Origin of the sequence: Nocardioides marmoriginsengisoli (assembly GCF_003725695.1) — a bacterium.
GTDB classification, from domain to species: Bacteria; Actinomycetota; Actinomycetes; order Propionibacteriales; family Nocardioidaceae; genus Marmoricola; species Marmoricola marmoriginsengisoli.
Genome location: NZ_RJSE01000003.1, coordinates 123,275 through 149,200 on the forward strand (window position 1 = coordinate 123,275; position 25,926 = coordinate 149,200).

27 protein-coding genes are annotated in these 25,926 nt (G+C 70.4%); 13 read left to right on the forward strand and 14 right to left on the reverse strand.

Going from position 1 to position 25,926, the window contains the following annotated elements:
• The first annotated feature begins 69 nt into the window (after positions 1 to 69).
• Positions 70 to 567, forward strand: coding sequence for a beta-class carbonic anhydrase (locus EFK50_RS02575; protein ID WP_425454367.1), 498 nt, complete (start codon positions 70 to 72; stop codon positions 565 to 567).
• Positions 568 to 579: 12 nt separating this feature from the next.
• Here the strand turns inward: EFK50_RS02575 and EFK50_RS02580 are convergent, their stop codons facing one another.
• Entirely contained in the window at positions 580 to 978 is a 399-nt protein-coding gene (locus EFK50_RS02580; RefSeq protein ID WP_123225990.1) for a hypothetical protein, read from the reverse strand.
• A gap of 171 nt (positions 979 to 1,149) precedes the next feature.
• On the opposite strand from EFK50_RS02580, the gene EFK50_RS02585 reads away from it, so the two are divergent.
• Complete coding sequence (locus EFK50_RS02585) at positions 1,150 to 1,809, forward strand: DsbA family protein (protein WP_123225991.1); 660 nt, start codon at positions 1,150 to 1,152, stop codon at positions 1,807 to 1,809.
• Positions 1,806 to 2,396, forward strand: a complete 591-nt coding sequence (locus EFK50_RS02590; RefSeq protein ID WP_123225992.1) for a vitamin K epoxide reductase family protein — start codon at positions 1,806 to 1,808, stop codon at positions 2,394 to 2,396. The genes EFK50_RS02585 and EFK50_RS02590 overlap by 4 nt, the downstream gene beginning before the upstream one ends.
• Here the strand turns inward: EFK50_RS02590 and EFK50_RS02595 are convergent.
• Genes EFK50_RS02595 through EFK50_RS02605 form a run of 3 tightly spaced genes read right to left on the reverse strand, consistent with a single transcriptional unit; the run spans position 2,389 to position 5,686 of the window.
• Positions 2,389 to 3,249, reverse strand: coding sequence for a M56 family metallopeptidase (locus tag EFK50_RS02595; RefSeq protein WP_148046029.1), 861 nt, complete (start codon positions 3,247 to 3,249; stop codon positions 2,389 to 2,391). The two genes, EFK50_RS02590 and EFK50_RS02595, sit on opposite strands and share 8 nt — an antisense overlap.
• Positions 3,249 to 3,608 (reverse strand): BlaI/MecI/CopY family transcriptional regulator, encoded by a 360-nt coding sequence (locus tag EFK50_RS02600; RefSeq protein ID WP_123225994.1) that lies wholly within the window; start codon positions 3,606 to 3,608, stop codon positions 3,249 to 3,251. The genes EFK50_RS02595 and EFK50_RS02600 overlap by 1 nt, the downstream gene beginning before the upstream one ends.
• Before the next feature lie 11 nt (positions 3,609 to 3,619).
• Positions 3,620 to 5,686: a DNA gyrase/topoisomerase IV subunit B gene (locus EFK50_RS02605; protein WP_123225995.1), complete on the reverse strand. Its 2,067-nt coding sequence runs from the start codon at positions 5,684 to 5,686 to the stop codon at positions 3,620 to 3,622.
• A 207-nt stretch (positions 5,687 to 5,893) separates the two neighbouring features.
• Here EFK50_RS02605 and EFK50_RS02610 point away from each other — a divergent pair, with 207 nt between their 5' ends.
• Positions 5,894 to 6,178 carry a DUF7455 domain-containing protein gene (locus EFK50_RS02610; protein ID WP_425454368.1) on the forward strand — a complete coding sequence of 95 codons (285 nt, stop codon included), beginning with the start codon at positions 5,894 to 5,896 and terminating at the stop codon, positions 6,176 to 6,178.
• Positions 6,179 to 6,255: 77 nt separating this feature from the next.
• A complete protein-coding gene (locus tag EFK50_RS02615; RefSeq protein WP_123225997.1) occupies positions 6,256 to 6,732 on the forward strand; it encodes a DUF456 domain-containing protein in 477 nt (158 codons plus the stop codon).
• Between the two features lie 52 nt (positions 6,733 to 6,784).
• On the opposite strand, the gene EFK50_RS02620 is transcribed toward EFK50_RS02615, so the two are convergent.
• On the reverse strand, positions 6,785 to 8,650 hold the full coding sequence (locus EFK50_RS02620; protein WP_123225998.1) for a hemagglutinin: 1,866 nt from the start codon (positions 8,648 to 8,650) through the stop codon (positions 6,785 to 6,787).
• Between the two features lie 313 nt (positions 8,651 to 8,963).
• On the opposite strand from EFK50_RS02620, the gene EFK50_RS02625 reads away from it, so the two are divergent.
• Both EFK50_RS02625 and EFK50_RS02630 read left to right on the forward strand, forming a co-directional pair.
• Complete coding sequence (locus EFK50_RS02625) at positions 8,964 to 9,749, forward strand: enoyl-CoA hydratase/isomerase family protein (RefSeq protein ID WP_123225999.1); 786 nt, start codon at positions 8,964 to 8,966, stop codon at positions 9,747 to 9,749.
• A gap of 2 nt (positions 9,750 to 9,751) precedes the next feature.
• Positions 9,752 to 11,389, forward strand: a complete 1,638-nt coding sequence (locus EFK50_RS02630) for an acyl-CoA synthetase (RefSeq protein WP_123226000.1) — start codon at positions 9,752 to 9,754, stop codon at positions 11,387 to 11,389.
• A gap of 660 nt (positions 11,390 to 12,049) precedes the next feature.
• Here the strand turns inward: EFK50_RS02630 and EFK50_RS02635 are convergent.
• From EFK50_RS02635 to EFK50_RS02655, 5 genes are all read right to left on the reverse strand, one after another.
• The gene (locus tag EFK50_RS02635; protein WP_123226001.1) at positions 12,050 to 12,832 is read right to left on the reverse strand and encodes an ABC transporter ATP-binding protein; all 783 of its coding nucleotides are present in this window, start codon (positions 12,830 to 12,832) and stop codon (positions 12,050 to 12,052) included.
• Positions 12,829 to 13,893 carry a FecCD family ABC transporter permease gene (locus EFK50_RS02640; RefSeq protein WP_123226002.1) on the reverse strand — a complete coding sequence of 355 codons (1,065 nt, stop codon included), beginning with the start codon at positions 13,891 to 13,893 and terminating at the stop codon, positions 12,829 to 12,831. The genes EFK50_RS02635 and EFK50_RS02640 overlap by 4 nt, the downstream gene beginning before the upstream one ends.
• Positions 13,893 to 14,882 (reverse strand): ABC transporter substrate-binding protein, encoded by a 990-nt coding sequence (locus EFK50_RS02645; protein ID WP_123226003.1) that lies wholly within the window; start codon positions 14,880 to 14,882, stop codon positions 13,893 to 13,895. Before EFK50_RS02645 ends, EFK50_RS02640 begins: the two co-directional genes overlap by 1 nt.
• A gap of 346 nt (positions 14,883 to 15,228) precedes the next feature.
• Positions 15,229 to 15,498, reverse strand: coding sequence for a hypothetical protein (locus EFK50_RS02650; protein ID WP_123226004.1), 270 nt, complete (start codon positions 15,496 to 15,498; stop codon positions 15,229 to 15,231).
• Positions 15,495 to 16,115 carry a superoxide dismutase gene (locus EFK50_RS02655; protein ID WP_123226005.1) on the reverse strand — a complete coding sequence of 207 codons (621 nt, stop codon included), beginning with the start codon at positions 16,113 to 16,115 and terminating at the stop codon, positions 15,495 to 15,497. Before EFK50_RS02655 ends, EFK50_RS02650 begins: the two co-directional genes overlap by 4 nt.
• A 103-nt stretch (positions 16,116 to 16,218) precedes the next feature.
• Here EFK50_RS02655 and ilvA point away from each other — a divergent pair, with 103 nt between their 5' ends.
• The gene (gene ilvA, locus EFK50_RS02660) at positions 16,219 to 17,484 is read left to right on the forward strand and encodes a threonine ammonia-lyase IlvA (RefSeq protein WP_123226006.1); all 1,266 of its coding nucleotides are present in this window, start codon (positions 16,219 to 16,221) and stop codon (positions 17,482 to 17,484) included.
• Positions 17,485 to 17,491: 7 nt separating this feature from the next.
• On the opposite strand, the gene serA is transcribed toward ilvA, so the two are convergent.
• Positions 17,492 to 18,685, reverse strand: coding sequence for a phosphoglycerate dehydrogenase (gene serA / locus EFK50_RS02665; RefSeq protein WP_123226007.1), 1,194 nt, complete (start codon positions 18,683 to 18,685; stop codon positions 17,492 to 17,494).
• Positions 18,686 to 18,767: 82 nt separating this feature from the next.
• Positions 18,768 to 19,358, reverse strand: coding sequence for a helix-turn-helix domain-containing protein (locus EFK50_RS02670; RefSeq protein ID WP_123226008.1), 591 nt, complete (start codon positions 19,356 to 19,358; stop codon positions 18,768 to 18,770).
• 85 nt (positions 19,359 to 19,443) lie between these two features.
• On the opposite strand from EFK50_RS02670, the gene EFK50_RS02675 reads away from it, so the two are divergent.
• Genes EFK50_RS02675 through EFK50_RS02690 form a run of 4 tightly spaced genes read left to right on the forward strand, consistent with a single transcriptional unit; the run spans position 19,444 to position 23,216 of the window.
• Positions 19,444 to 20,052, forward strand: a complete 609-nt coding sequence (locus tag EFK50_RS02675; RefSeq protein WP_123226009.1) for a class I SAM-dependent methyltransferase — start codon at positions 19,444 to 19,446, stop codon at positions 20,050 to 20,052.
• Positions 20,049 to 21,620: an MFS transporter gene (locus EFK50_RS02680; protein ID WP_246003998.1), complete on the forward strand. Its 1,572-nt coding sequence runs from the start codon at positions 20,049 to 20,051 to the stop codon at positions 21,618 to 21,620. The genes EFK50_RS02675 and EFK50_RS02680 overlap by 4 nt, the downstream gene beginning before the upstream one ends.
• An 11-nt stretch (positions 21,621 to 21,631) precedes the next feature.
• Positions 21,632 to 22,066, forward strand: coding sequence for a YciI family protein (locus tag EFK50_RS02685; protein WP_183407667.1), 435 nt, complete (start codon positions 21,632 to 21,634; stop codon positions 22,064 to 22,066).
• A gap of 7 nt (positions 22,067 to 22,073) precedes the next feature.
• The gene (locus EFK50_RS02690; RefSeq protein WP_123226010.1) at positions 22,074 to 23,216 is read left to right on the forward strand and encodes an RNA polymerase sigma factor; all 1,143 of its coding nucleotides are present in this window, start codon (positions 22,074 to 22,076) and stop codon (positions 23,214 to 23,216) included.
• A gap of 15 nt (positions 23,217 to 23,231) precedes the next feature.
• On the opposite strand, the gene EFK50_RS02695 is transcribed toward EFK50_RS02690, so the two are convergent.
• Positions 23,232 to 24,194 carry an MOSC domain-containing protein gene (locus EFK50_RS02695; RefSeq protein WP_123226011.1) on the reverse strand — a complete coding sequence of 321 codons (963 nt, stop codon included), beginning with the start codon at positions 24,192 to 24,194 and terminating at the stop codon, positions 23,232 to 23,234.
• A gap of 67 nt (positions 24,195 to 24,261) precedes the next feature.
• Here EFK50_RS02695 and EFK50_RS02700 point away from each other — a divergent pair, with 67 nt between their 5' ends.
• Positions 24,262 to 24,555 (forward strand): putative quinol monooxygenase, encoded by a 294-nt coding sequence (locus tag EFK50_RS02700; RefSeq protein ID WP_123226012.1) that lies wholly within the window; start codon positions 24,262 to 24,264, stop codon positions 24,553 to 24,555.
• Between the two features lie 29 nt (positions 24,556 to 24,584).
• On the opposite strand, the gene EFK50_RS02705 is transcribed toward EFK50_RS02700, so the two are convergent.
• The gene (locus tag EFK50_RS02705; protein ID WP_123226013.1) at positions 24,585 to 25,844 is read right to left on the reverse strand and encodes an RNA polymerase sigma factor; all 1,260 of its coding nucleotides are present in this window, start codon (positions 25,842 to 25,844) and stop codon (positions 24,585 to 24,587) included.
• Positions 25,845 to 25,926: the final 82 nt, after the last annotated feature.

Sequence of the window (25,926 nt, forward strand, 5' to 3'; positions counted from 1 at the left end):
ACCGGGCACCGACAGCACGTGCCGAACCTCACGCTCCGGGGTCCGTCGGCATCCACTAACGTGAGGGACGTGAGCGCAGACTTCGACGACCTGCTGGCGGCCAACCGCGACTTCGCGGACCACTTCTCCCTCTCCGGTTTCGACGGCGTCGCGCACGCCGGCGTCGCGCTGGTGACCTGCATGGACTCGCGAATCGACCCGCTCGGCATGCTCGGCCTGAAGCCCGGCGACGCCAAGATCTTCCGCAACCCCGGCGGCCGGGTCACCGAGGCCGCCCTCGAGGCTCTCGTCCTCGGCGTGCACCTGCTCAAGGTCGACCGGATCCTGGTGGTGCCGCACACCCGCTGCGCGATGACCTCGAAGACCGAGGAGGAGCTGCAGGAGATCATCGGTGCCGCGACCGGTCAGGACGCCTCCTGGCACGCGTTCCACGTGATCGAAGACCAGGTCTCCGGCCTCAAGCGCGACGTGCACAAGGTGACCAGCCACCCGCTGATCCCCGACTCGGTCAAGGTCGGCGGGTTCGTCTACGACGTCGACACCGGGCTGCTCGACCAGATCGTCTGATCCGGTCCCGGCTCAGGCCTGGACGAGCGCCCCGCGGATCGCCGCCAGGGTCCGGGCCTCGGTACGCCCGCTCAACCAGGCCGAGTCCCCTGCCGGATCCGTGGTGACCTCCACGGAGACGTCCTCGCGGTAGAAGAGGAACAGCAGCCCGAGCGGGAAGAGCAGCGCCATCGGCGCGATCACCCAGACCGGCGAACGGCGCAGCACCAGGGCGGCGCGATCGGGAGCCGGGGTGAGCACCCGTCCCAACCCGAGCTCCGCAAGCCGCTGCGGCACCTCCGCCGACGGCACGGTCAACCACACCTGCTCCCCCACGGTCACCCACCGGGTGCCCCGCATCCGCTTGACCAGCAGGAGCAGCAAGGCACAGACCAACCCCAGGAAGACCAGCCCACCGAGGGTCGCGGCCACGTCGTTCTCCTCACGCCTCTACGACAACCCTGACCTCATCGGCGGGTCGGTCACGGACCTGAGCGGATGCCGGCGAAGTGACCGAACGGCGGCGTCGGACCGGCCTTTGGTCCCTCACCTACTATCTGGCGTAGTAGATCTGTCCTCCCTCGCAACCCAGGAGTTCTGTTCATGACCACCCAGACCAAGGTGGCGATCGCCATCAGCGCCGCTCTCGCCCTCGTGCTCGGTGTCCTGCTCTTCCTCGCGGTCCGCGACGGCTCCGACGGACCCACCAAGAGCGTCGCGGGAGGCACTGACACGGCGCTGATCCGCCCGGACAGCCACGTCCTCGGCGAGCGCGGCAGCACCGGCGTCGAGTTCGTGGAGTTCCTCGACTTCGAGTGCGAGGCGTGCCGGGCGATGTTCCCGGTCGTGGAGCAGATGCGGGAGCAGTACGCCGGCAAGGTCACGTTCGTGGTCCGGTACTTCCCGCTGCCGGGACACTTCAACTCCGAGCGTGCGGCTCGTGCGGTCGAGTCCGCCGCACGCCAGGACCAGTTCGAGGCGATGTACAAGAAGATGTACGAGACCCAGACGACCTGGGGCGAGAAGCAGGTGCCCGCGGACGACCTGTTCCGGTCCTTCGCCGAGGAGCTCGGCCTCGACCTGACGCAGTACGACGCCGACTACGCCGACCCCGAGGTGGCAGCGCGCGTCCAGCGGGACCTCAAGGACGGCGAGTCCCTGGGCGTGCAGGGAACCCCGACCCTCTACCTCGACGGTGAGCTGCTCCAGCCGGAGTCGGTCGAGGACATCACCGAAGCGCTCGACGCCGCCGTCTCGAAGTGAGATCCACTCCGCGGGCGCTGGCCTGGCTCCTGGTCCTCGGCGGCACCGTCGGGGCCGCCGCCGCGGTCACCTTGATGCTCGAGAAGCTCGCGGTGCTGCGCGACCCCGGGTACGTCCCCAGCTGCAACCTCAGCCCGGTGATCAACTGCGGCTCCATCATGTCCTCGGACCAGGCGGAGGCGTTCGGGTTCCCGAACCCGCTGATCGGCATCGCAGCATTCCCGGTCCTGATCGCCACCGGCGCCGCGCTCCTGGCGGGAGCACGCCTGGCCCGCTGGTACTGGCTGGGTCTCCAGGTCGGAGTCGTTGCCGGTACGGCGTTCATCGGCTGGCTCGCGTTCCAGAGCCTGTACCGCATCGAGGCCCTGTGCCCCTACTGCCTGGCCGTCTGGGCGGTGGTGGTGCCGATCGCCTGGTACGTGACGCTGGAGAACCTGTGGGCCGGCCGGTTCGGGACCCGGGCCGCCTCCTCGAAGATCGCGCGGTGGTTGCGCCAGAGCCACGCCCTGATCCCGATGTTCGCCCTGCTGGTGGTCGTCGGCCTCGTCATCGAGCAATTCTGGTCCTACTGGACCACCGTCATCTGACGTCGAGCCGCGCCACCGCGGCGGGGCAGCAATCCCTCCCGGCGGCCCCCACCCCAGGGGTCAGCACCAGCGCGAGCGGAGCAGCCACCAACGCGAGGGCGGCCACTCCTACCGCAACCCCGTGACGCCGGCGCCGGGGCAGCGCCTCGCGGGTCAGTCGCATCGCCCGCGCATGCCCGACGCTGTCGCTGACCTGCATCAGCGCGGTCGCGAGCGCACGCCGGTCGGCGGCGAGAGTGGCAGCGTCATCAGCCTGCAGCTCGACGAGCCTGGCGACCTGCTCGTGGGCGGTCCGGAACACCCGGACACCCCCGAAGGCCCGGGCAAGCGCCGCCGACAACCCCACCGCGATGTCGTGTCGTACCCGCAGGTGCGCGCGTTCGTGCGCGAGAACGACGCGCAGCTCGTGGTCACTGAGAGAGTCCAGGGCGCCGCGGGTCACGACCACCCGGTGCGGTCGTCCGGGGAGGCAGTACACCAGCGAGACCGGGTGCTCGACGACGACGTACCCGTCGGGGTGCTCGATCCCCACCAGCGCCAGGCTCTGCAGCTGTTGCAGACGGCGCCGCCGCGACCGGTGCAGCGTCGTACCGATCGCCCAGCCAATGCGCACCAGCACGGCCACTCCCACGGCCAGAGCCAGCACCGGTACGCCGTAGTGCCGGGACAGGTCGTGCGCACCGACCGTCAGCGCGAAGAGCACGACGGCACTGGTGATCGCGAAGGTCAGCGCCTGCCAGGCGCAGATGCCCCATCCCGGAGCGTCCTCGACCCAGCGGGCGGAGAGCAGCAGCCGCGGCCCGCCGACCGCCGCGGCCACGACGAAAACGCCGAGAAGCAACGTCCCGGCCATCACCCTCCCCCGGCCTCGTCGAGTGCCGAGCGAAGGGCCGCGAGCTCGTCGGGCGACAGCTGACCCACGAAGTGCATCAAGGTCCCGCTGGGGTTGGAGCTGTCCGCCAGGACCTGTTCCAGCAGGCTCGCCGTGTGGGCCTCGCGGGTCGTGGTCGCCGAGTAGAGGTACGCACGTCCGACCTTCTCCCGCCGGACCAGGTTCTTGCGGTGCAGGTGGTCCATCACGGTCATCACGGTGGTGTACGCGATGTCCCGCTCGCGTTGCAGGTCCTCCAGGACGTCCCGTACGGCGAGTGGGCGGCCCGACTCCCAGAGGCGCTGCATCACGCGCGCCTCGAGCTGTCCGAGCTGCTTCACCTGCTGCCCCCTCAGGCGTCGATGGTGTCCTGGTCGACCTCGTAGGCGCCCGCGACGATGAAGTCCTTGCGGGGCGCGACGTCCGAGCCCATCAGCAGCTCGAAGACCTCGGCGGCCTGGGCGGCATCGTCGGCGGTGATCCGGCGGAGCATCCGGTGTCGCGGGTCCATGGTGGTCTCGGCCAGCTGGTCGGCGTCCATCTCACCGAGGCCCTTGTAGCGCTGCACCGGGTCCTTCCAGCGGACGCCCTTCTTGGTCAGCTCGGCGAGCTTCCGCTGCAGCTCCGGGTCGGAGTAGGTGTAGACGTACTTCTCCATCCCCTTCTTCGGGTTGGAGAGCTCGATCCGGTGCAGCGGCGGTACGGCGGTGAACACCCGGCCCTGGGTGACCAGGTCGGGCATGTACTTGAAGAACAGCGTCGCCAGCAGGCAGCGGATGTGCGCACCGTCGGAGTCGGCGTCGGCCATGAAGATGATGCGGCCGTAGCGTGCCTGGTCGATCTCGAACGTCCGCCCGGATCCCGCTCCGACCACCTGGATGATCGAGGCGCACTCGGTGTTCTTCAGGACGTCGGCCACCTGGGCCTTCTGCACGTTGAGGATCTTCCCCCGGATCGGCAGCAGCGCCTGGAATTCGGAGTTCCGGGCGAGCTTCGCCGTACCGAGGGCCGAGTCGCCCTCGACGATGAACAGCTCGGAGCGCTCGACGTCGTTGGAGCGGCAGTCGGCCAGCTTGGCCGGCAGCGCCGAGGACTCCAGCGCGTTCTTGCGACGCTGGGTGTCGCGCTGCTGACGGGCCACCAGCCGGGTCTTCGCGGCACCGGCGACCTTCTCCATCACCAGCTTGGCCTGGGCCTTCTCGGCGCGCTTGGTCGAGGTGAGGAACTTCTTCAGCTCCGCCGAGACCACCTTGCGGACCACCGAACGGGCGGCCGGCGTCCCGAGCACCTCCTTGGTCTGCCCCTCGAACTGCGGCTCGGCCAGCCGCACGGTGACCACGGCCGTCATGCCCTCGAGCACGTCGTCCTTGATCACGTCGGCGTCGTTGACCTTGAGCACCCGGCCGCCGCGCATCGCGTCGTTGAAGGTCTTGGTCAGCGCGGCCTCGAAGCCGGAGACGTGAGTGCCGCCCTTGGGGGTCGCGATCACGTTCACGTACGAGCGCATCTCGGTGTCGTACCCGCTGCTCCACCGCACGGCGACGTCGACGCTGAGCTCCCGCTCGACGTCCTGCGGGGTCATGTGGCCCTTGTCGTCGAGCAGCGGGACTGTCTCGGTGAAGGTGTCCGCGCCCTGCAGCCGGAGCACGTCGGTGACCGGGTCGCCGGCGGAGAGGAACTCGGCGAACTCGGAGATGCCACCGGCGTGCTTGAAGCTCTCGACGACGTGCTCGCCGGGGACCCGCTCGTCGCGGATGACCAGCTCCAGGCCGGGCACGATGAACGAGGTCTGCCGGGCCCGGCCGATCAGGCCCTCGAGCTCGAACTTGGCGTCCTTGGTGAACACCTGCCGGTCCGGCCAGAACCGGATCCGGGTGCCGGTCCGCCCCTTCGCGACCCGGCCGCCCTTGCGGGTCAGGCCCGAGGTCGGCTGGAACGCGGAGTCCGGGGTGTCGTCGGCGAAGGTGCCCGGGGCGCCTCGCCGGAAGCTGAGCCCCTGGACAGACGGCGAGCGCTCGACGTCGATGTCCATCCGCGACGAGAGCGCGTTGACCACCGAGAGGCCGACGCCGTGCAGGCCGCCGGTCGCGGTGTAGGAGCCGCCGCCGAACTTGCCGCCGGCGTGCAGCTTGGTGGCGACCACCTCGACACCGGGGAGCCCGGTCTTGGGCTCCTTGTCGGTGGGGATGCCGCGGCCGTTGTCGTGCACCTCCACCGAGCCGTCCGGGTGCAGGACCACCTCGACCTTGTCGGCAGCGCCCGCGAGCGCCTCGTCCACGCCGTTGTCGATGATCTCCCACAGGCAGTGCATGAGGCCGCGGGTGTCGGTCGAGCCGATGTACATGCCGGGACGCTTGCGAACCGCCTCCAGCCCTTCGAGAACGAGCAGGTGCTGGGCGTTGTAGGTGTTGTCGGCCATCTCGCGGACCAACCTACAAGATCACGAACTGACAAATTCGGCGCAACACCGAGGCCAGGTTGCCGATGATTCTTGGTGGGGTGAGTCACACTCATTTCACCGCTCGTCTCAGCGGCTGACAAAGGGGCCGAGCGGGAAGCAATTGCCATGGTTTGATGTTGTGCCCAGTGACACCTGAAGAACCCGGAACGCTGCACCCGGAACCAAATGACCGGTCTTCGAGTTGAACAGGCACCGGCAGAAGAGAGAGAGGCCAACGTGACTACTGCGACAGCCCCGAGTGAGACCCCGTTGACGGCGGTCGACCGTTGTGACCGTTGCGGCGCCCAGGCGTACCTGCGCGTATCGCTCCAGGCCGGCGGCGAGCTTCTTTTCTGCGCCCACCACGCTCGTGAGCACGGCGACAAGCTGCGTGAGATCGCGGCCCACGTCCACGACGAGACCGGCAAGCTCGCCGACAACCCGGCCACCGCCGCGGATTCCGAGAGCTGAGACGAAGCGTCTGACGCCCCCGGCCCGGTTGGGTCGGGGGCTTCGTTTACCCCCGCCGCCCCTGAGAGGCTCAGCAGATGACCGCCCTCGAGTTCCTGCTCGCCCTGGTGATCGCCGTCGGACTGGTCGGCATCCTGGTGCCGCTGCTGCCCGGCAGCCTGCTCGTGATCGGCGCTGTCCTGGTGTGGGCGGTCCAGCTCGACGAGCCGACCGGCTGGGTCGTCCTGGCCGCGGCCGGCGCGCTGGTCTCCACCGGCACCGTCGTGAAGTACCTGATCCCGGGTCGGCAGCTGCAGCGCAGCGGGGTGCCGAACCGAACTCTCCTCGCCGGCGGCGTCCTCGGCATCGTCGGCTTCTTCGTCATCCCGATCGTCGGGCTCCCGCTCGGCTTCGTGCTGGGCATCTACCTGGCCGAGTGGAAGCGGGTCTCCGCCGCCGACGCCTGGCCGGCCACCGTCGCGGCCGTCAAGGCGGTCGGGCTGGGCATGCTGATCGAGCTGACCTTCAGCGTGCTCGCCGCGGTCGCGTGGGGCATCGGCGTCCTGGCGACCTGATCTGCGCGCCCGATCCGTCCGGGGGCCGACGAGGACCCCCGGACGTGCTCGGTCACGGACTGGAGATCGTGCCCCCGTTCTCGATCGTCAGCGCCGAGGTCTCGTGACAGCTCGGGGCGATGTCCTCCTGGGCCGGATTGGTGCTGTCGTAGCCGACCAGCCAGGAGAAGTCGCCGCTGACCGAGACGGCATCGTCGTTGTCGGTTCCGACGGTCTGCGCCGAGTTCCCGGCGACCGCCTCGGTCGTCGAGTACAGCGGGGTCCCGGTGCAGTCGGTCGACGGGTAGAGGACGAACGAGACCGTCCCCGCCAAGGCACCGCCGGCCGGGGCCGAGATGGTCGCCGAGTCGTTCGGCACCCAGGTCTGCTCGGTGGTCATCGACGAGTTCACGGTCGACACCGTCACGTCCTCCGCCGTGTCGGAGCAGTCGGCGTTGTGGGTCAGTCCGGTCGTGTTCGGCGACGACCCGCTGTAGGTGGCCACCCAGTGGTAGTCACCCGGTGCCGACGGCTCGAACTGCGGCGCCGGGGTGTTGTAGCCGCCGTTGCCGGAGACGGGCACCGCTGCCGAGGTGTGCACCAGGCTGCCGCAACCGACGCTGCTCGGCCCGTACAGCTTGAAGGTGATCGTCCCGCCGGCAGCGGCACCGGCGGTTCCGGTCAGGTTGATCACCGGGTTCGCGGGCTGGGTCGCCGTGCCGCCGAGTGCGGCGCTGTCGGTGAGCGTGCCGCCGACGAGCTGATCCGCACCGGCCGACGTCGACAGCGTCGCCGTCACCGGGTTCACCGTGAAGCACTCGAGGCTGCTGTTCTCGCTCGACCCCGGAATGCCTGCGGCGCTGTCGCCGCTGAAGACGGCTCGCCAGCAATACCGGCCGACCGACGTCACGTACGCGACCGGCGAGGTCACCGTGGCCGGATACGAACCGCCGGACAGGGAGGTCGAACCGACGGTGGTGCCCCCGGTGCACAGGTCCGGGGCGTCGACCTTGCAGAGGGAGAACTCCACCGATCCGGCCGGCGTACCGCTGCCGCCGTTGAGCGAGACCACCGCCTCGTCCTTGACGCCGACCACGCCGGTACCGATGGAGAGTCCCCCCAGCGGGATGCCGGCACCGCCGGCCTGCTTCGGCGTCGTCACCGTGGTGGAGGTGCAGTTCGTGATCGGCGGCGCCTGCTTCAAGATGGTGTCCTTGTAGTCGGCGGTGTCGGAGTTGCCGGTCACCGTGCTCGGGATCGTGTTCGCGAACGACTTGCACGCCGTACTGCCTCCGAAGATGGTGGCCGTCAGGTCGACGGCGGCCTCACCGCGGAACTTGTCGGCGCTGAAGGCGGCCTGCGAGACCGCGGCGCTGAGCGCGGCCGGAGGGCCGAGCGTCAGGTTGGGCGCGACCCCGGACCACTCGCGCAGGTAGAGCGTCGTACTGCTTCCGGACTGGTCCCAGAGGATCATGAAGTCGCCGGCTTCCCGGTTCTTCCACGGGTTGCAGCTCGCGGTGAGCTGGGCATCGGTCGCGTTCGCGTAGTCGCACGCCGCGGGTGCCGCCTTCTTCATGAATTCGTAGGCGATGAAGCCGCTACCGCTGTTCGAGTCGCGCTCCCACCCGAAGTACAACCAGTCGTGGTTGGTCCCGGAGTCGCGGGCCGTGGCCAGCCACGCGCGACGCAGGTCGACCTGGGCGTTCGGGTTGGTGGCATCCAGCATCGGCACCGCGGCCTTGTGGATGACGCTGATCTTGGTGCTGCTGGCGTTCTTCGGTCCCAGCTCCTTGACGTTGCCGAACTGGTCACCCAGCTCGGCGGGCGCCGGCGACACGTCCGGCACGGTGGCATCGATGGTGAAAGGTCCGTCCGCGGCCGCTGCCGGCGAGAGCGGCACGAGCGCCCCGGCCATCGCCAGGAGGACGGCTGCTGTCACGCCTGCCAGGCGGCGCGTTCGAGTGGTCGAGGGACGCGCGGAGGCACGTCGCCCGAGGAAGGTGGTGTTCATCTGGGGGTCCCCGTTTCAGAATCCGCGTACGCAGTCTGCGCACGCCGAACGCCGCTGGATCCCAAGAACGTCCACCCGAGGGCGGTGCTCCTCAGGTCATCAAACACCCATCGGAACGACGTCTGAATAGTCGGTTCCGTATCTGTTCGGACTGGCTAGACCTGGCCGGGCGCGCAGTGACAGCGGCGACCCTCCGCGCGCTGATGCCGACACAAATTGAAACGTGTTCTAGGCTCGGTCCATGAGCCTGCTGATCCACGACGAGAACCGGGTGCGCACCCTCACCCTGAACCGCCCGGACGCGCTGAACGCCTTCAACGAGGCCCTGTACGACGCCACCGCGCAAGCCCTCCTCGACGCCGCCGCCGACCCGACCGTCGCGGTCGTCCTGCTGACCGGAAACGGCCGCGGCTTCAGCGCCGGCACCGACCTGCTGGAGATGCACCAGCTCGCCACCGACCCCGACTTCCAGCGCGGCGAGCACGGCTTCCTCGGCCTGCTGGACGCCCTGGTCGCGTTCCCGAAGCCGCTGATCTGCGCGGTCAACGGGCTCGGCCTGGGGATCGGCGCCACCATCCTCGGCTTCGCCGACCTGGCGTTCATGTCGACGGCCGCCAAGCTCAAGTGCCCCTTCACCAGCCTGGGGGTCGCGCCCGAGGCCGCCTCCAGCCTGCTCTTCCCGCAGCTGGTCGGCCGCCAGAACGCGGCTTGGATGCTGCTCTCCGCCGAATGGATCAGCGCCGCCGAGGCGCACGAGATGGGTCTGGTCTGGAAGGTCTGCGAGCCCGACGACCTGCTCCCCGAGGCCCGCCGGCACGCCGAGATCCTCGCCGCCCGGCCGATCTCCAGCCTGATCGCGGTGAAGCGCACGATGGTCGAGCCGCACCGCGCCGCCATCGCGGAGGCCCGGGAGCGCGAGAACGCCTGCTTCGCCGAGCTGATGGGCGGTCCGGCCAACATCGAGGCGCTGACCGCCTTCGCCGAGGGCCGGGCCCCGGACTTCACCAACCTTCCCGAGGGGTGGTGAGCATGACCGAGTTCAACCTCTCCCGGGTCTTCAGCACCGTCGCCGCCACGGTCCCCGACCAGGAGGTCCTGGTCTGGCGCGAGCGCCGGCTGACCTATGCGGCGATGGAGGCCCGGATCGACGGCGTCGCGCACTACCTCGCCGGCCAGGGTCTCGGCCGGCACCGCGACCGCGGCGACCTGGCCGGGCACGAGATCGGCCAGGACACCGTCGGGCTGTATCTGCGCAACGGCAACGAGTACCCCGAGGCGATGCTGGCGTCGTACCGGGCGGGCGCGATCGCGTTCAACATCAACTACCAGTACGTCGAGGAGGAGCTCGTCTACCTGCTCAACGACGCCGGTGCCGCGGCGATCGTCTTCCACGCCGAATTCGCTCCCCGGATGGCGGCGATCCTGGACCGGGTGCCGAGCATCCGGGTGCTGATCCAGGTGGCCGACGAGTCCGGCCACGCGCTGCTGCCCGGCGCGGTCGACTACGAATCGACCACGACGACTCCGCCGGTCCCGCTGCCCGAGGCGCTCGGCGAGGACGCGTTCCTGCTCTACACGGGCGGCACCACCGGGATGCCCAAGGGCGTGATCTGGCGCCAGCACGACGTCTACGTCGCCGCGATGGGCGGCCGGCCGTTCGGGTCGCCGGACCCGTACACGTCGTACGAGGAGATCGCCGAGGCCTGCCGCACCGCGAACGGCGGCATCCGGCTGCTGATGACCGCGCCGTTCATGCACGGAGCCGCCCAGTGGTCCTCGTTCCACATGATCAGCACCGGCGGCCGGATCGTGCTGCCCTCGGACGTGCACCACATGGACGCCGTCGACTGGCTGCGGACCACCGAGCGCGAGGGCGTGATGAGCATCCCGGTCGTCGGCGACGCGATGGCCCGGCCGCTGGTCGACGAGCTCGAGCGCGGCGACTACGACCTGTCCGGGCTGGCCGCGATCAACAACGGCGGGGCGCCCATCTCCCCCGGCGTCCGGCATCGGATCCACGAGGCGCTGCCGAACATCCTGATCCTCGACGCCGTCGGCTCCTCGGAGACCGGGATCCAGATGAACCACTACTCCGCTGCCGGCGCCGAGGCGGAGACGGCCGTGTTCAACCCGGAGCCCAGCACCACGGTCGTCGACGACGAGCACACCCGTGCCCTCCGGCCCGGCGAGGGCGGCGGTTGGCTGGCGCGGACCGAACTGGTCCCGCTCGGCTACCTCGGCGACGCCGAGAAGACCGCCCGGACCTTCCCGGTGATCGACGGGGTCCGCTACTCGGTGCCCGGCGACCGGGCCGAGCTCCTCGAGGACGGCCGGATCCGGCTGCTCGGCCGGGACGCGGTCACCATCAACTCCGGTGGCGAGAAGATCTTCGCGGAAGAGGTCGAGCGCGCTCTGGCGGCGCACCCCGACATCTCGGACGTGATCGTCGCGGGACGCCCCTCGGAGCGCTGGGGCAGCGAGGTGGTGGCGATCGTCGCGCTCCGCGCGGGCAGTACGGCGACCGACGAGGACCTGATCGCGGAGGCGGCCAAGCACGTGGCGCGGTACAAGCTGCCGAAGGCGATCGTCCGGCGGGAGTCGATCGCGCGCTCGCCGTCCGGCAAGGCCGACTACAGGTGGGCTAAGCAGCAAGCGCTCGGTACCTGAGTGCCGGGGGTGGGGGCCAAGGAACAAGCGCTCGGCAATTCCCTGGACAGTTGACCAATTCGGAGATTTCTAGCCAATTCGGTCGATAAGGTCGTCCTCGGCGCGCCAACCCCCAGTGCGCGCCGACGCCGCCCCGTCACCGCCTCGGACCCCATCCGGCCGGACGACGGGGCGGCATTCTTCTGGCGACGGCTACCGCGTCAGTTGCGGATCCGCCGTTCCGACTGGGTGACCTGCATGGTGGTGAACCCGAGAACGATGAGCACGATGCCGATGGTGAGGCAGATGGTGAGGCCCATGGCTGGTTCTCCTTGCTCGAAGGGTGAATCTCCGATGAATTCCAATGTAGGAACCCGGCGGCTGGATTCAAGGACGTCGCGCCCGTGTCGCCACGCGATTTCCAGAGCTGAATCGGCAGCTGATCGGCCGACCTGAGCAATTCACCTGTCCAGACCAGAAGATGAACTCCGGACGTCCCGGTCGCACGAGTGCGCACGAGTCACTAGCGTTCCTCGCGTCGCACCCTCGATCCGCCGTCCTGCCTTCTCACGGTTTGGGGGATTTCGGACGAGCTGAGGCCTCAGTGAGTCCGTCGGGTGTGCGATACCGGACCGCCCGCACTCCTCTGCAGAAGCGCGGGCGGTCTCGGTCGTCCGGGAGTCACCCGACCAGGTCGCCGACCCGTACGCCGTGCCAGACCAGGTGCGGCCGGCCGGTCCGCGGGTGCGCCTCGATCGTCGCCTCGACGCCGTAGACCTCCGCCACCAGCTCGCTGGTCAGCACGTCCGCCACCGCTCCGGAAGCGACGACTCCCCCGTCCTGCAGCACCACCAGCCGGTCGCAGAACGCTGCCGCCAGCTCCAGGTCGTGGAGCGCCGCGATCGTGGTGATCCCCAGGCCGCGCACGGTCGTCATGAAGTCGATCTGGTGCCCGAGGTCCAGGTGGTTGGTCGGCTCGTCGAGCAGCAGCAGCGACGGCTCCTGGGCCAGCGCCCGGGCCAGCTGGGTTCGCTGCCGCTCACCGCCCGAGAGGGTCTGCCAGGCCCGGTCGGCCAGCTGGTCGATCCGGGCCAGCCGCATCGCCTCCGCCAGCCGTCCGGCGCCGTCCTCCCCGGCCCGCCACCGGCCCCGGTGCGGGATCCGGCCCAGCTCGACCACCTCGCGCACCGACAGGTCGAGCCCGGTCGTCGCGTGCTGCTCGACGTACGCGACCTGCTGGGCCCGCAGCCGGGGCCGCATCCGGTGCAGGTCCCGACCGTCGACCAGGACCCGGCCGGCGGCCGGGCTGCGGAGCCCGGCGACCACGTTCAGCAGCGTCGACTTGCCCGAGCCGTTCGGGCCGAGCAGTCCGGTGACGGTGCCGGGCCGGACCGACAGCGAGATGTCGTCGATGATCGTGCGGCCGCCCACCGACCAGGCGACGGCTTCCACCTCGACCCTCATCCCTGCCTCGCCTCCCGCCGCAGCAGCAGCGCGAAGACCGGCGCGCCGACCGCGGCCGTGACCACGCCGACAGGGATCTCCTGACCGGGCATCACCGTGCGCGCCACGGTGTCCGCCCAGACCAGCAGGATCGCGCCGGTCAGCGCCCCTAACGGGATCAGCCGCCGGTGCCCGGGCCCGAACACGAGCCGGACCATGTGCGGCACCACCAGGCCGACGAACCCGATCGCCCCGGTGTAAGCGACCAGGCACGCGGTCAGCAGCGCGGTGCCGATCATCAGGGTCCAGCGCACCCGTTCGGTCGGCACCCCGAGCGAGCGCGCGGCGGTCTCCCCGAAGGCGAACGCGTCCAGGTGTGCGGCGTACCCGAGGGCTCCGACGACGGCCAGGACCACGACCACCATCAGCAGCACGGCGATCGACCAGCGCACTCCCGCGAACGAGCCGAGGGTCCAGGCGAGCACCCGGCGCGCCGCGTCGTTCTGACCGCTGACGATCACCACGAACGCCGTGTACGCCGCGCAGAGCTCCCCCACCGCCACACCGGCCAGGACGGTCCGGCTCGGCGGCAGCGACCCGGACCGGCCGGTGGCCAGCACGAGCACCAGCACCAGCGCCGCCATCGCGCCGAGGAACGCGGCCGCGGCCAGCAGCGACGTCCCGGACAGCCCGGCCACGCCGGCGCCGAGCACGATCACGCTCACCGCGCCCACCGCGGCGCCACCGGAGATGCCCAGCAGGTAGGGATCGGCCAGGTCGTTGCGGGTCAGCGACTGCAGCACTGCGCCGCAGACCGCCAGTCCCGCACCGCAGGCGGCAGCCGCCAGCACCCGCGGCATCCGCAGCTGCCAGACGATCTGGTCGTCGAGCAGCGTGACCTGCGACGAACCCAGCCCGAGCCGCCGCGTCACCACCGCGAGCACGTCGTCGAGCGGGAGCGCCACCGAGCCGAGACGCAGCGCCGTACCGATGCTGATCAGCAGCAGCACCACCAGGACCGCGAAGGCGAGGCCTCTGCCCGGCCGCCAGCGCGACCGGGCGGAGGTGGCGAGCAGGGTCATCAGCCGGCGTTCAGCTGACGGACCTGCTCGGCGACGTGCTCGGCGCCGTCGACGAGCCGGACGCCGGGCGTGGTCTCCGAGAACGGGAGCGTCACGAACTTCTTCTCCCGGACGGCCCGGAGCTTGCTCAGCACCGGGTCCTTCTCGAGCAGCTCGATCTTCTCCGCAGCGGTCGACCAGGAGGCGTCGGCGAGCACGATCACGTCGGGGTCGGCCGCGATCACCTTCTCCCAGCTGACGTCCTTCCAGCCGCCGTCGAGGTCGGCGAAGATGTTGCTGCCGCCGATCGCATCGATCACCAGCTGCGGACCACCCTCCCCAGCACCGGCGAACGCGGTCTTGTCACCGGAGTCGTACCAGAAGATCTTCTGGCCGTCGGCGGGCTTCTCCGCGGCCAGGTCCGCCAGAGCGGCCTGCTGCTCCTTCTCGATCGCGGCCGCGCGGTCCGGGGCGCCGAAGACCTCACCGGCGAGCCGGACCTCCTTCCACACCGAGGCGAAGCTGACGTCCTCGCTCGGCTTGTTCTCGCCGCACCCGAAGAGGGACAGGAACGACCCGATGCCGAGCTTCGCCAGGCTCTCCTGGGTGCCGGCCGACTTCGCGTCGAACGCGCTGGCGTAGGAGCCGTAGACGAAGTCCGGCTTCGCGGCGAGCACCGTCTCGCCGTCCGGGTACTCCTTCGAGAGCACCTTGACCGAGTCGTACGCCGGCTTCCACCGGTCGGCGACCGCGTCGTCCAGGTACGCCGTACCGGCGAGCTGGTCCTCGGCACCCAGGGCCAGCACGACCTCGGTGGCGCCCTGATTCATCGTGATGGCGCGCTCCGGCTTGGCCTTGACCGTGGTCTCGAAACCGCAGCTGCTGACCGTGACCGGGTAGCCGGCCGAGGCCTTCGCGGTGTCGTCGTCCTTCGGGGCGCCGGCGCAGCCGCTGAGGACCAGCCCGGCGACCGTGAGGGTGAGCAGGGCTTGGTGGGGTCGAATTCTCATGTCGTTCCTTGTCGCGATCGGACCCGCGGTCGCGACTGCAGAGCAAGCACCCGCCACGAACGACGAGGGCCTCCCACTGCACGCAGAGGAAGGCCGCTGATCCCGAGGCGGCTCTACCGTGCGCTCGCGACAGCGAATAGAGGTGGATGTGTCCGTCAGGCATTCCGACTCATCGGGCTGATCCATCGGTCAGCGTCGATCTACGGTTGCGCGTCAGTGCCGGGATTCGACCGGCTTCCCCTGGGCGGAAACGGTATTCAGTTGATGGTGCTTGTCGTGCTGGCGGAACGTAGCAGTACCGGAACAGGTCCGGCCAGTGCGAGTGACCACGGTCACCCGCGGAGCCTCACTCGCGCGCGGCGAGCGCCTGCTCCAGCTGGAGGTTGAGCTCGCGCACGCAGGACTCGACGTCGCGGCCGGTCTCGGCGCCGTACAGGCCCAGCGTGAGCTCGGCGACCAGGAGCGCGCCGGTGGCGAGCTCCCGGTCGTCGGCGAAGGTCTGCAGCAGCTCGCCAGCGCCGGCCCGGTCCCCGCGCGCCCGAGCCGCCAGGACGCCGGCGGCGCGCTGTCCGGCGTCGACGACGTGCTGGAGCTCGGCCAGGCGCTGGCCGGTCACAGGATCAGTCCGGGCGTTTGCGTCCGGGCGAGCTGGTAGCGACGGTCCACGTCGGCCCAGTTGACGATGTTCCACCACTGCTTGACGAAGGTGGCCTTGTCGTTCTTGTACTGCAGGTAGTAGGCGTGCTCCCACATGTCGAGCATCAGCAGCGGGACCATGCAGATCGGCACGTTGCCCTGGTGGTCGAAGTGCTGGATGACGTACATCTTCTGGGCGACCATGTCCCAGGTCAGCACCGACCACCCGGAGCCCTGGACGCTCATCGCGTTGGCCTCGAAGTGCGCCCGGAACTTGTCGAACGAGCCGAAGAAGCCGTCGATCGCGTCGGCCAGGTCGCCGGTCGGCTTGTCGCCGCCCTCGGGCGACATGTTCGGCCAGAAGACCGAGTGGTTCACGTGCCCGCCGAGGTGGAAGGCGAGGTTCTTCTCCAGGGTGCCGAGGTTTCCGAAGGTCTCGTTCTCGCGCGCCTCGGCGAGCTGCTCGACGGCGGTGTTGATGCCGTTGACGTAGGTCTGGTGGTGCTTGGAGTAGTGCAACTCCATGATCTGACCCGAGATGTACGGCTCGAGCGCCGCGTAGTCGTAGGGAAGGTCTGGCAGGGCGTAGTCGGCCACATCGACTCCTTATTGCGAATGGTTTGCAATAAGAACCTACACACAACAAGGTGGGGTGTCCCGCCGGGGGCGCGCCACGGACCTCGCGATACCTTCAGGGACCATGAACACCGCGCCGACCGACTTGCCGCCCGTCACCGCGGAGACCATCGAGGCATCGGCACCCAGGGTCGCGCAGGCCGCCTCCCGGACCATGCTGGAGCCCAACGCCCGGCTCTCGGCGGAGACCGGCGCCGAGGTCTGGCTCAAGCGCGAGGACCTGCAACCGGTGCGCTCCTACAAGATCCGCGGCGCCTACAACCTGATGGTCCAGCTCGACGCCGAGACGCTCGCGCGCGGGATCGTCTGCGCCAGCGCCGGCAACCACGCCCAGGGCGTCGCGCTGGCGTGCCAGCGCCTGGGCGCGCACGGCCGGATCTTCGTCCCCGGGACGACTCCGCGGCAGAAGCGCGAGCGGATCAAGACCCTCGGCGGCGACCAGGTCCAGGTGATCGTGGTCGGTGACACCTACGAGGACGCGTTCGCCGCCGCCGAGGCGGATGCCGCCGTCCGTGGTGCCACCCTGGTCCCGGCGTACGACGACCCGCGGACCATCTGCGGCCAGGGCACCGTCGCCGCCGAGATCGTCGACCAGCTCGGCCGGGTGCCCGACGTGGTGGTGATGCCGGTGGGCGGCGGCGGCCTGATCGCCGGTGTCGCGACCTGGTTGCACGCCAGGCACCCCTCGGTCCGGATCGTCGGCGTCGAGCCCGCCGGAGCGGCCTCGATGACCGCGGCGCTCGCAGCCGGCCTGCCGGTCGACCTCGCCGAGGTCGACCCGTTCGTCGACGGCGCCGCGGTGCGCAAGGTCGGCGAGCACACCTTCCCGCTCGTCCAGGCCACCGGTGCCGAGGTCGTCAGCGTCGCCGAGGGTCACCTCTGCACCGAGATGCTCCGGCTCTACCAGTCCGACGGGATCATCGCCGAGCCGGCCGGCGCCCTCGCCAGCGCCGCGCTGAGCGCACTCGACCTTCCGGCGGGATCGACCGTCGTCTGCGTGGTCTCCGGCGGCAACAACGACATCAGCCGGTACGGCGAGATCCTGGAGCGCTCACTGATCCACCAGGGCCTCAAGCACTACTTCCTGGTCAGCTTCCCGCAGGAGCCGGGCGCGCTCCGGAGGTTCCTCGACGAGATCCTCGGACCGGACGACGACATCACGCTGTTCGACTACGTCAAGCGCAACAACCGCGAGACCGGGCCGGCGCTGATCGGTGTCGAGCTGGACCGGGCCGAGGACCTCGACGGGTTGCTGGAGCGGCTCGAGGCGAGCCCGCTCGGGGTCGAGCGGGTGCTCCCGGGCAGCCCGATGTTCCACTACCTGGTGTAGCGCACCGTCACCAGGCGCGCACCCACAGGCAGTGCTCGGACTCCCGGAGCCGCTGCAGCGCCTCGTCCGGGAGCGGGGACGACACGTCGGTGACCACGTAGCCGAGGTCGTCGCGGGTCGAGAGCCGTTGGCTGACGACGTTGTGGGTGTCGCCGGCGAAGAGCGCGTTGAACTCGGCCAGCACCCCGGGGACGTTGCGGTGCAGGAAGCCGACCCGGTGGCCGGCGGCCAGGGGCGGCGTCGCTACCGCCGGGAGGTTGACCGACAGCGCGGTGCTGCCCTCCAGGGCGAAGCTGGCGAGCTTGTTGCCCACGAACCAGCCGATCTCGCCCTGCGCCTCCTGGGTCGAGCCGCCGACGTGCGGGGTGAGGATCACGTTGGGGAGCCCGCGCAGGACCGACTCGAAGGTGTCGCCGTTGACCTTCGGCTCGACCGGGAAGACGTCCACCGCGGCGCCGGCGATGTGCCCGGAGAGCAGGTGCTCGCGCAGCGAGTCGTAGTCGACCACCATGCCGCGCGAGGCGTTGATGAACATCGAGCGCGGCTTCATCCGGGCGAACTCCGGGGCACCGAAGAAGCCGGCGTTCCCGGGGCGGCCGTCGACGTGCAGGGTGACCACGTCGGAGACGGCGAGCAGCTCGTCGAGCGACCGCATCCGGCGGGCGTTCCCGTGCGCGGGGCGGTCGGAGGTGTCGAAGAAGACCACGCTCATCCCGATCGCCTCGGCGACGTTGGAGAGCTGGGTGCCGATGTTGCCGTAGCCGACGATCCCCAGCGTCCGGCCGCGGATCTCGTGACTGCCGGCGGCGGACTTGTCCCAGACCCCGTCGTGCATCCGCTGGGTCTTCTCGGGCAGCCTCCGGGCCAGCGCGATGATCTCGCCGATCACCAGCTCGACCACGCTGCGGGTGTTCGAGTACGGCGCGTTGAACACGCCGATCCCCCGCGCCGACGCACCGGCCAGGTCGACCTGGTTGGTGCCGATGCAGAAGCAGCCGATCGCCTCCAGGTCGGTGGCGGCGTCCAGCACGTTCGCGGTGACGGTGGTGTTCGAGCGGATCCCGAGGAGGCTGATGCCGGGCAGCGCGTCGACCAGCTCCGCCTCGGACATCGCGCCGGTGCGCAGGTCGACCTGGTAGCCGCGACCCTCCAGGATCTCGACAGCGGTCGGGTGGATGTTCTCGAGCACCAGAGCCTTCACAGGACAACCGTATGCGCACCGGCCGGGATCCAGCGGCCGGGGACAGCATGCGGTCAGCCGGCCGGGCCGGGCCGACGCTGCGCTACCGGTGGGTGCGCCCGGGGGCGGCCCGCAGGTGGGCCCGCTCCCCCTGCTTGCCGATCAGGCTGAGGAACTCGACCGGCCCGGCGCCGGTGGCGCCGAACCAGTGCGGCGTGCGGGTGTCGAACTCCGCGGCTTCACCTGGCTTGAGGAGCAGGTCGTGCTCGCCGAGGACGAGCCGCAGGGTGCCGTTCAGCACATAGGCCCAGTCGTAGCCCTCATGGGTGCGGAGCTCCGGTACGGCGTCGTCGTCACCGGCCGGCAGCACGAACTTGTAGGCCTGGATCCCGCCCGCGCGGCGGGTCAGCGGCAGCACCACCGCGCCGTTGCCGCCCTCGATCGGGCGCAGGTTGATCCGCGGATCACCGGTCGGCGGAGCCGCCACCAGCTCGTCGAGGGTGACTCCGTAGGCGCGCGCGAGCGGCAGCAGCTGCTCCAGGGTCGGCCGGCGCAGGCCCGCCTCGAGCCGGGACAGGGTGCTGGTGGAGATGCCGGTCTCCTCGGCCAGGTCGGCCAGCGTCACGTCCCGGCGCGCCCGCAGCAGCTTCAGCCGGGGCCCGACGGAGTCCAGGGTCTGATCGACGTCGCTCATGGATCGAGTTTGCCATTTGGCAACAAGGTTTGCACATCTGCCACTCTCCGACGCATCCTCGAAGGACCACGACAGAGGGGGACGGATGACGTTCGAGTTCGACAAGGACTACTGGGAGCAGCACTGGCAGGACCGGGACGGCGGCACGATGGCCGGCGCTCCCCCGAACCCGTACCTCGCGCGCGAGCTCGAGGACCTGCGACCGGGCACCGCCCTGGATGCCGGCTGCGGCAGCGGTGCGGAGGCGATCTGGCTGGCCGGTCACGGATGGCAGGTGACCGCGGCCGACATCTCCGCCGAGGCGCTCACCCACGCAGCCGCACGCGGTGGCTCAGCCACTGCGGTGGAGTGGGTCGAGGCGGACCTGACCACCTGGGATCCGGGCCGCCGGTTCGACCTGGTGATGACCCACTACGCGCATCCGGCCATGTCGCAGCTGGCGTTCTACGACCGGATCGCCCGGTGGGTGGCACCGGGCGGCACCCTCCTGATCGTCGGCCACCTGCACACCCATGACTCCGGGCACGGGGACCATCCCCCGGCCGAGGCCTCGGCGACCGCCGCGACGATCACCGCGCGCCTGGACGACGACGCGTGGCGGATCGTCACCGCGGACGAGCAGGACCGCGCGGTGGCCGGCGGGCACGGCACCACGCTGCGGGACGTCGTCGTACGGGCGGAGCGGCGGGCGTGAGCGCGCCGACCGTCACCGACCCGCGCCGGCGTCGGGCCATCCTGGTCGCGGTCTGCGTCGCGCTGATGGCCGTGATCGCCTCGGTGTCCGGGCTGAACGTCGCGCAGCCCCAGCTCGCGCTCGAGTTCGACGCCTCGCAGACCGAGGTGCTCTGGTTCATCAACATCTACACGATCAGCCTGGCCGCACTCCTGCTGCCGCTCGGCGCGATCGGCGACCGCTGGGGGCGCCGACCGGTGCTGCTCGCCGGGCTCGCCGTCTTCGGGGCGGCGAGCGCGCTGGCCGGACTGGCACCGACGTCCGAGGTGATGCTCGCGGCCCGGCTGCTCAGCGGGATCGGAGCGGCGATGATCATGCCGGTCACGCTGGCCGTGATTACCTCGACGTTCCCGGACGAGGAGCGGTCCAAGGCGATCGGCGTGTGGACGGCGGTCGCTGGCGGTGGCGGCATCCTCGGGATGTATCTGTCCGCGGTGCTGGTCGACGTGGCGGACTGGCGGTGGCTGTTCGCGCTGCCGGTGGCCCTGGTCGTCGTCGCCGCAGTCGCGGCGCTGCGGTCGGTCCCGAACTCGCGGGAGCCGTCGGAGCACCCGCTCGACGTCGTCGGTGCGCTCGCGTCGGTGGTCGCCGTCCTCGGCCTGGTGTTCTTCCTGCACGAAGGCCCCGACCAGGGCTGGGGCGCCCCGGTGACGCTGGCGAGCCTGGCAGTCGGCCTGCTCGGCGCCGCCGGGTTCGCCCGGTGGGAGCTGCGCCGGACCGCGCCGCTGCTCGACGTACGGCTCTTCCGCGAACGCGGCCTCGCGAGCGGCTCGGCCGCGTTGCTGGGGGTGTTCGGCGTCCAGGCCGGGATCTTCGTGGTGTTGTTCCCCTTCTTCCAGGCCGTCCTCGGCTGGTCGGGCCTGCACGCGACCCTGGCGCTGATGCCGATGGCGGTGCTGATGATGGCCGCTTCCGGCCTGGCGCCGCACCTGGCCGCGCGGATCGGAAGCCGCGCGACGATGGCGGCCGGGATCCTGCTCGGCGGCCTCGGCCTGGCCCTGATGGCGCTGCTGGTCTCCGTCGACGGCGGGTACGCCTCGGTGCTGCCCGGGATGCTCGCCATGGGTTTGGGCATGGGGTTGTCGATGACGCCGTCGACCGAGGCGATCACCACCGCGTTGCCCCGGGAGCGCCAGGGCGTCGCCTCGGCCCTCAACGACGTCACCCGCGAGCTCGGCACCGCCCTCGGCGTCGCGCTCCTCGGCGCGGTGCTGGCCACCGGCTACGGCCGCGCGATCGACCCGCACCTCGGCGACCTGCCGGCGGGCACGGCCGCGCGTGCCCGGGAGGGCATCGCCAACGCGCTGGCCGCCGCCGGCAGCGAGGACCGGTCTCTCGTCCGGGCCGCGCAGGACGCCTTCGTCGACGGCTGGCAGCAGGCGATGTGGGCGGGGGTGGCCGTGATGGCGGTCCTGCTCGGTTACGTCCTGCTGCGCGGCCCGGGGACCGGACCACGTGGCACCGAATCGACCCGAAATCAGTCCGGGAAAGATGTCGAGAACCCGGCACCGGCTCCGTCCTCGGGGTGAAGGCGACCACAATGGGTCCCACCAGCACCGAGGAGATCACCATGAAGTACCTGCTGCTCAAGCACTACCGCGGAGCCCCGGTCCCGGAGAACTTCGTGACCATGGACCAGTGGACTCCGCAGGAGATCACCGACCACGTCCAGTTCATGCGCGACTTCGCAGCCAAGCTCGAGACCACCGGCGAGTTCGTCGACGCCCAGGGGCTGGCGCCCGAGGGCACCTGGGTCCAGTACGGCGGCGAGGGCAAGCCGCCGGTCACCGACGGCCCGTTCGCGGAGACCAAGGACCTGATCGCCGGCTGGATGGTGATCGACGTCGACAGCTACGAGCGCGCCCTCGAGGTCGCCGGTGAGCTCTCCGCGGCCCCGGGCGCGGGCGGGAGGCCGATCCACGAGTGGCTCGAGCTGCGCCCGTTCATGTCCGCGCCGCCCACCGTGGCCGACTGACCCACTCGTGGACGAACTCCTGCTCCGGAGCCTGACACCTCAGGTGCTCGGCATCCTCGTCCGCCGCGGAGCCGACTTCGCGGCGGCCGAGGACGCCGTTCAGGACGCTCTGGTGGAGGCGGTCCGGGTCTGGCCGGCGGACCCTCCGCGGGATCCGAAGGCGTGGCTGGTCACGGTGGCCTGGCGCAAGTTCCTGGACGCGACGAGGGCGAACACCTCTCGGCGCCGCCGCGAGGACGTCTTCGACGACGAGCCGGCTCCCGGCACCCCGTCCGCGGTGGACGACTCGCTCCAGCTCTACTTCCTCTGCGCGCATCCCTCGCTGACCCCGTCGTCGGCAGTCGCGCTGACGCTGCGCGCGGTCGGCGGGCTCACCACCCGGCAAATCGCCGAGGCATACCTGGTGCCCGAGGCGACGATGGGGCAGCGGATCAGCCGGGCCAAACGGACCGTGGCCGAGGTCCGGCTCGACCAGCCCGGCGACGTCGCCACCGTTCTGCGGGTGCTCTACCTGGTCTTCAACGAGGGCTACTCCGGCAACGTCGACCTCGCAGCCGAGGCGATCCGGCTGACCCGGCAGCTCGCCGCCGCCATCGAGCACCCGGAGGTCGCCGGCCTGCTCGCCCTGATGCTGCTCAGCTATGCCCGGCGCGAGGCCCGGACCGCGCCCGACGGGAGCCTGGTCCCGCTCGCCGAGCAGGACCGCGGCCGCTGGGACACCGTCCTGATCGCCGAAGGCGTGTCCGTGCTGCAGGCCGCGCTGGCGCGGGACCGCCTCGGCGAGTTCCAGGCCCAGGCCGCGATCGCCGCCCTGCACGCCGACGCCGCCACCGCCGCCGAGACCGACTGGGTGCAGATCCTGGAGTGGTACGACGAGCTGGTCGGCCTCACCGACAACCCGGTCGTCCGGCTCAATCGCGCGGTCGCGGTCGGTGAGGCCGACGGTCCGCGGGCCGGCCTGGCCGCGCTCGCCGAGATCGACGACTCGCTCCCCCGTTACACCGCGGTGGCGGCGTACCTGCACGAGCGCGACGGCGACCCGGTGCTCGCGGCCCGCCTGTACGCCGAGGCGGCGCACCGAGCGCCGAACCTCGCCGAGCGCGACCACCTGACCCGGCAGGCGGCTCGGCTCAACACCCGCCGCGACTGACCCGGGCGGGTCCGCTCAACGCGGCAGGATCCGGTTGCCGGTCCGGAGCGCGTTGCGCTTGAGCCGGCCGGCCATCCGCCCGAGCGACGCCGAGACGGCGCCCTGGCTCGGGGGCGGGTCGAGGTCGACGGCGTCGCCGACCCGGAGGGTTCCGGTCGTCGCGATGTCGGCGTACACGCCGAGGCAGCGGTCGCCGTACCGGGACACGGCGCGCATCACCGCCGGGTCGGCGGGGACCCCGGCCTGCTCGCGCAGCGGCACCGTGCACCGCACCGTCGGGATCTCGATCCGCGCACTGACCTCGCCTGCGTGGAGGGTACCGCCGATCCAGTCCTGCTCGGCCAGCCCGTCGAGTCCGGTGTCGACGACGATGTTCGGCCGGAACCGCCGTACGTCGAAGTCCCCGCCGTGAGCGGCCATCGTCCGCAGGCTCGCCGTGGTCACGAGGTGCACCGGGTAGGCGTCGGCGAAGATGCCGATCGGCGTCGCGTAGATCGAGAGCTCGGCCAGCTTGCGCACCGGGAACATCGAGAGGTCCGGAAGGGCTTCGCCGTCGGCGATCCCGAACTGCTGGCGGATGTCCTTCTTCGAGGCCAGCACACCCCGGTACGCCGCCTTGTCGTGCAACGGCGGCAGCGGAACCAGCGCGACCCGCTTGCCGGCAAGGTCGCTCAGCCGGGCGTCCAGGGCCTCCCGATCGGTGCTTGCGATCCGGGTGCCGTCGGGAAAGGTGACGACGACGTCCGCGACATCGCCCGGACCGATGCCCGGCGCCGGCTCCTCGACGAAGCGAGCGGTGCAGCCGAGGAGCGCGGGGATCCGGCGCGCCGTGGTGACCGCGTTCAGCTCCAGGTCACGGACGGCCCACATCCGGTCGCCGTGCAGCGCGCGCTCGTCGACGACCGAGGACTCGATCCGTTCGCCGCCCATCGACTTCACCGGGTAGCGCCACAGCTCCGCAACGGTGCCGACGTTCATCAGATGGCCCACCTTTGTCAGAAGTCCCGCGAGAGTACCGTCTCCGAGGTGCGGCTAGCCTGACGCGGTGATCATCGTTGCCGGGCATCTGCGCGTCGCCGAAGGCGAGCGCGACCAGTACCTCGAAGCCGTGGCGGAGGTGACGGCCCAGGCGCGTCAGGCACCCGGCTGCCACGACTTCGTCCAGTCAGCCGATCCGCTCGACCCGGAGCGGATTGTCATCTACGAGCGCTGGGAGAGCGACGAGGCGCTCCTGGCCTTCCGCACGTCCGGCAGCGAGGAACCCGGGTCGCCGGCAGTACCGGACGTCCTCGACGCGGACGTGTCGAAGTACCGGATCTCTGCCGTCGAGAGTCCGTAGACCCGGCCGCTCGCGCGACTGGCGCTCGGTCAGTCGAGGTAGTCGCGCAGGACCTGCGAGCGCGACGGGTGCCGCAGCTTCGACATCGTCTTCGACTCGATCTGACGGATCCGCTCGCGGGTCACGCCGTAGACCTTGCCGATCTCGTCGAGGGTCTTCGGCTGGCCGTCGGTCAGGCCGAAGCGCATCGAGACCACGCCGGCCTCGCGCTCGGAGAGGGTGTCTAGGACCGCGTGCAACTGCTCCTGGAGCAGGGTGAAGCTGACCGCGTCGGCCGGGACGATCGCCTCGGAGTCCTCGATCAGGTCGCCGAACTCGGAGTCGCCGTCCTCGCCCAGCGGGGTGTGCAGCGAGATCGGCTCACGGCCGTACTTCTGGACCTCGATGACCTTTTCGGGGGTCATGTCGAGCTCCTTGGCGAGCTCCTCGGGCGTGGGCTCGCGGCCCAGGTCCTGGAGCATCTGCCGCTGAACGCGGGCGAGCTTGTTGATGACCTCGACCATGTGCACCGGGATCCGGATGGTGCGGGCCTGGTCGGCCATCGCGCGGGTGATCGCCTGCCGGATCCACCAGGTCGCGTACGTCGAGAACTTGTAGCCCTTGGTGTAGTCGAACTTCTCGACCGCACGGATCAGGCCGAGGTTGCCCTCCTGGATCAGGTCCAGGAACAGCATGCCGCGACCGGTGTAGCGCTTGGCCAGCGAGACGACGAGTCGCAGGTTGGCCTCGAGCAGGTGGTTCTTGGCGCGCTTGCCGTCCTCGGAGATCCAGGTCAGCTCGTCGAGCATCTTGGCGCTGACCTTGCCGCCCTTGCCGAGCTTCTCCTCGGAGAAGAGGCCGGCCTCGATCCGCTTGGCGAGCTCGACCTCCATCTCGGCGTTGAGGAGGGGCACCTTGCCGATCTGCTTGAGGTAGTCCTTGACCGGGTCGGCGGTCGCGCCGGCGACCATGACCTGCTGCTCGGGCTCGTCGGTGTCGTCAGCGGCGGAGACCGTGAAGGCCTTCTTCTCGTCCTCGACGATCGTCGCGTCGGACTTGACGTCGGCCTCGAACTGCTCGTCGGAGATGTCCGGGAGGACCTTCTTGCCGTCAGGACCGATGACCAGCGCCACCTCTTCGACAGCGGCGGCCTTCTTCGCCGGGGCCTTCTTGGCCGGCGCAGCCTTCTTGGCGGCCGGAGCCGCCTTCTTCGCCGGCGCAGCGGCGGTCTTGGCAGGTGCCTTCTTCGTCGCGGCCGGAGCAGTCTTGGCGGACTTCCGGGTGGTCGCGGTGGACGAGCTCGAGGACACGAACTACCTCTCGGTCAGACAGTGGATTTCGGTGCAGAAGCGTTTCTGGGGCGCGGCAAAGGCCGTACCTGTCAACAGCCGC

Excerpts from the sequence above, each read along its gene's own strand:
- EFK50_RS02585 (WP_123225991.1), top strand. The coding sequence starts at position 1,150 with ATGACCACCCAGACCAAGGTGGCGATCGCCATCAGCGCCGCTCTCGCC.
- EFK50_RS02595 (WP_148046029.1), bottom strand. The coding sequence starts at position 3,249 with ATGGCCGGGACGTTGCTTCTCGGCGTTTTCGTCGTGGCCGCGGCGGTC.
- EFK50_RS02605 (WP_123225995.1), bottom strand. The coding sequence starts at position 5,686 with ATGGCCGACAACACCTACAACGCCCAGCACCTGCTCGTTCTCGAAGGG.
- EFK50_RS02610 (WP_425454368.1), top strand. The coding sequence starts at position 5,894 with ATGACCGGTCTTCGAGTTGAACAGGCACCGGCAGAAGAGAGAGAGGCC.
- EFK50_RS02615 (WP_123225997.1), top strand. The coding sequence starts at position 6,256 with ATGACCGCCCTCGAGTTCCTGCTCGCCCTGGTGATCGCCGTCGGACTG.
- EFK50_RS02625 (WP_123225999.1), top strand. The coding sequence starts at position 8,964 with ATGAGCCTGCTGATCCACGACGAGAACCGGGTGCGCACCCTCACCCTG.
- EFK50_RS02630 (WP_123226000.1), top strand. The coding sequence starts at position 9,752 with ATGACCGAGTTCAACCTCTCCCGGGTCTTCAGCACCGTCGCCGCCACG.
- EFK50_RS02635 (WP_123226001.1), bottom strand. The coding sequence starts at position 12,832 with ATGAGGGTCGAGGTGGAAGCCGTCGCCTGGTCGGTGGGCGGCCGCACG.
- EFK50_RS02640 (WP_123226002.1), bottom strand. The coding sequence starts at position 13,893 with ATGACCCTGCTCGCCACCTCCGCCCGGTCGCGCTGGCGGCCGGGCAGA.
- EFK50_RS02645 (WP_123226003.1), bottom strand. The coding sequence starts at position 14,882 with ATGAGAATTCGACCCCACCAAGCCCTGCTCACCCTCACGGTCGCCGGG.
- ilvA (WP_123226006.1), top strand. The coding sequence starts at position 16,219 with ATGAACACCGCGCCGACCGACTTGCCGCCCGTCACCGCGGAGACCATC.
- EFK50_RS02670 (WP_123226008.1), bottom strand. The coding sequence starts at position 19,358 with ATGAGCGACGTCGATCAGACCCTGGACTCCGTCGGGCCCCGGCTGAAG.
- EFK50_RS02675 (WP_123226009.1), top strand. The coding sequence starts at position 19,444 with ATGACGTTCGAGTTCGACAAGGACTACTGGGAGCAGCACTGGCAGGAC.
- EFK50_RS02685 (WP_183407667.1), top strand. The coding sequence starts at position 21,632 with ATGGGTCCCACCAGCACCGAGGAGATCACCATGAAGTACCTGCTGCTC.
- EFK50_RS02695 (WP_123226011.1), bottom strand. The coding sequence starts at position 24,194 with ATGAACGTCGGCACCGTTGCGGAGCTGTGGCGCTACCCGGTGAAGTCG.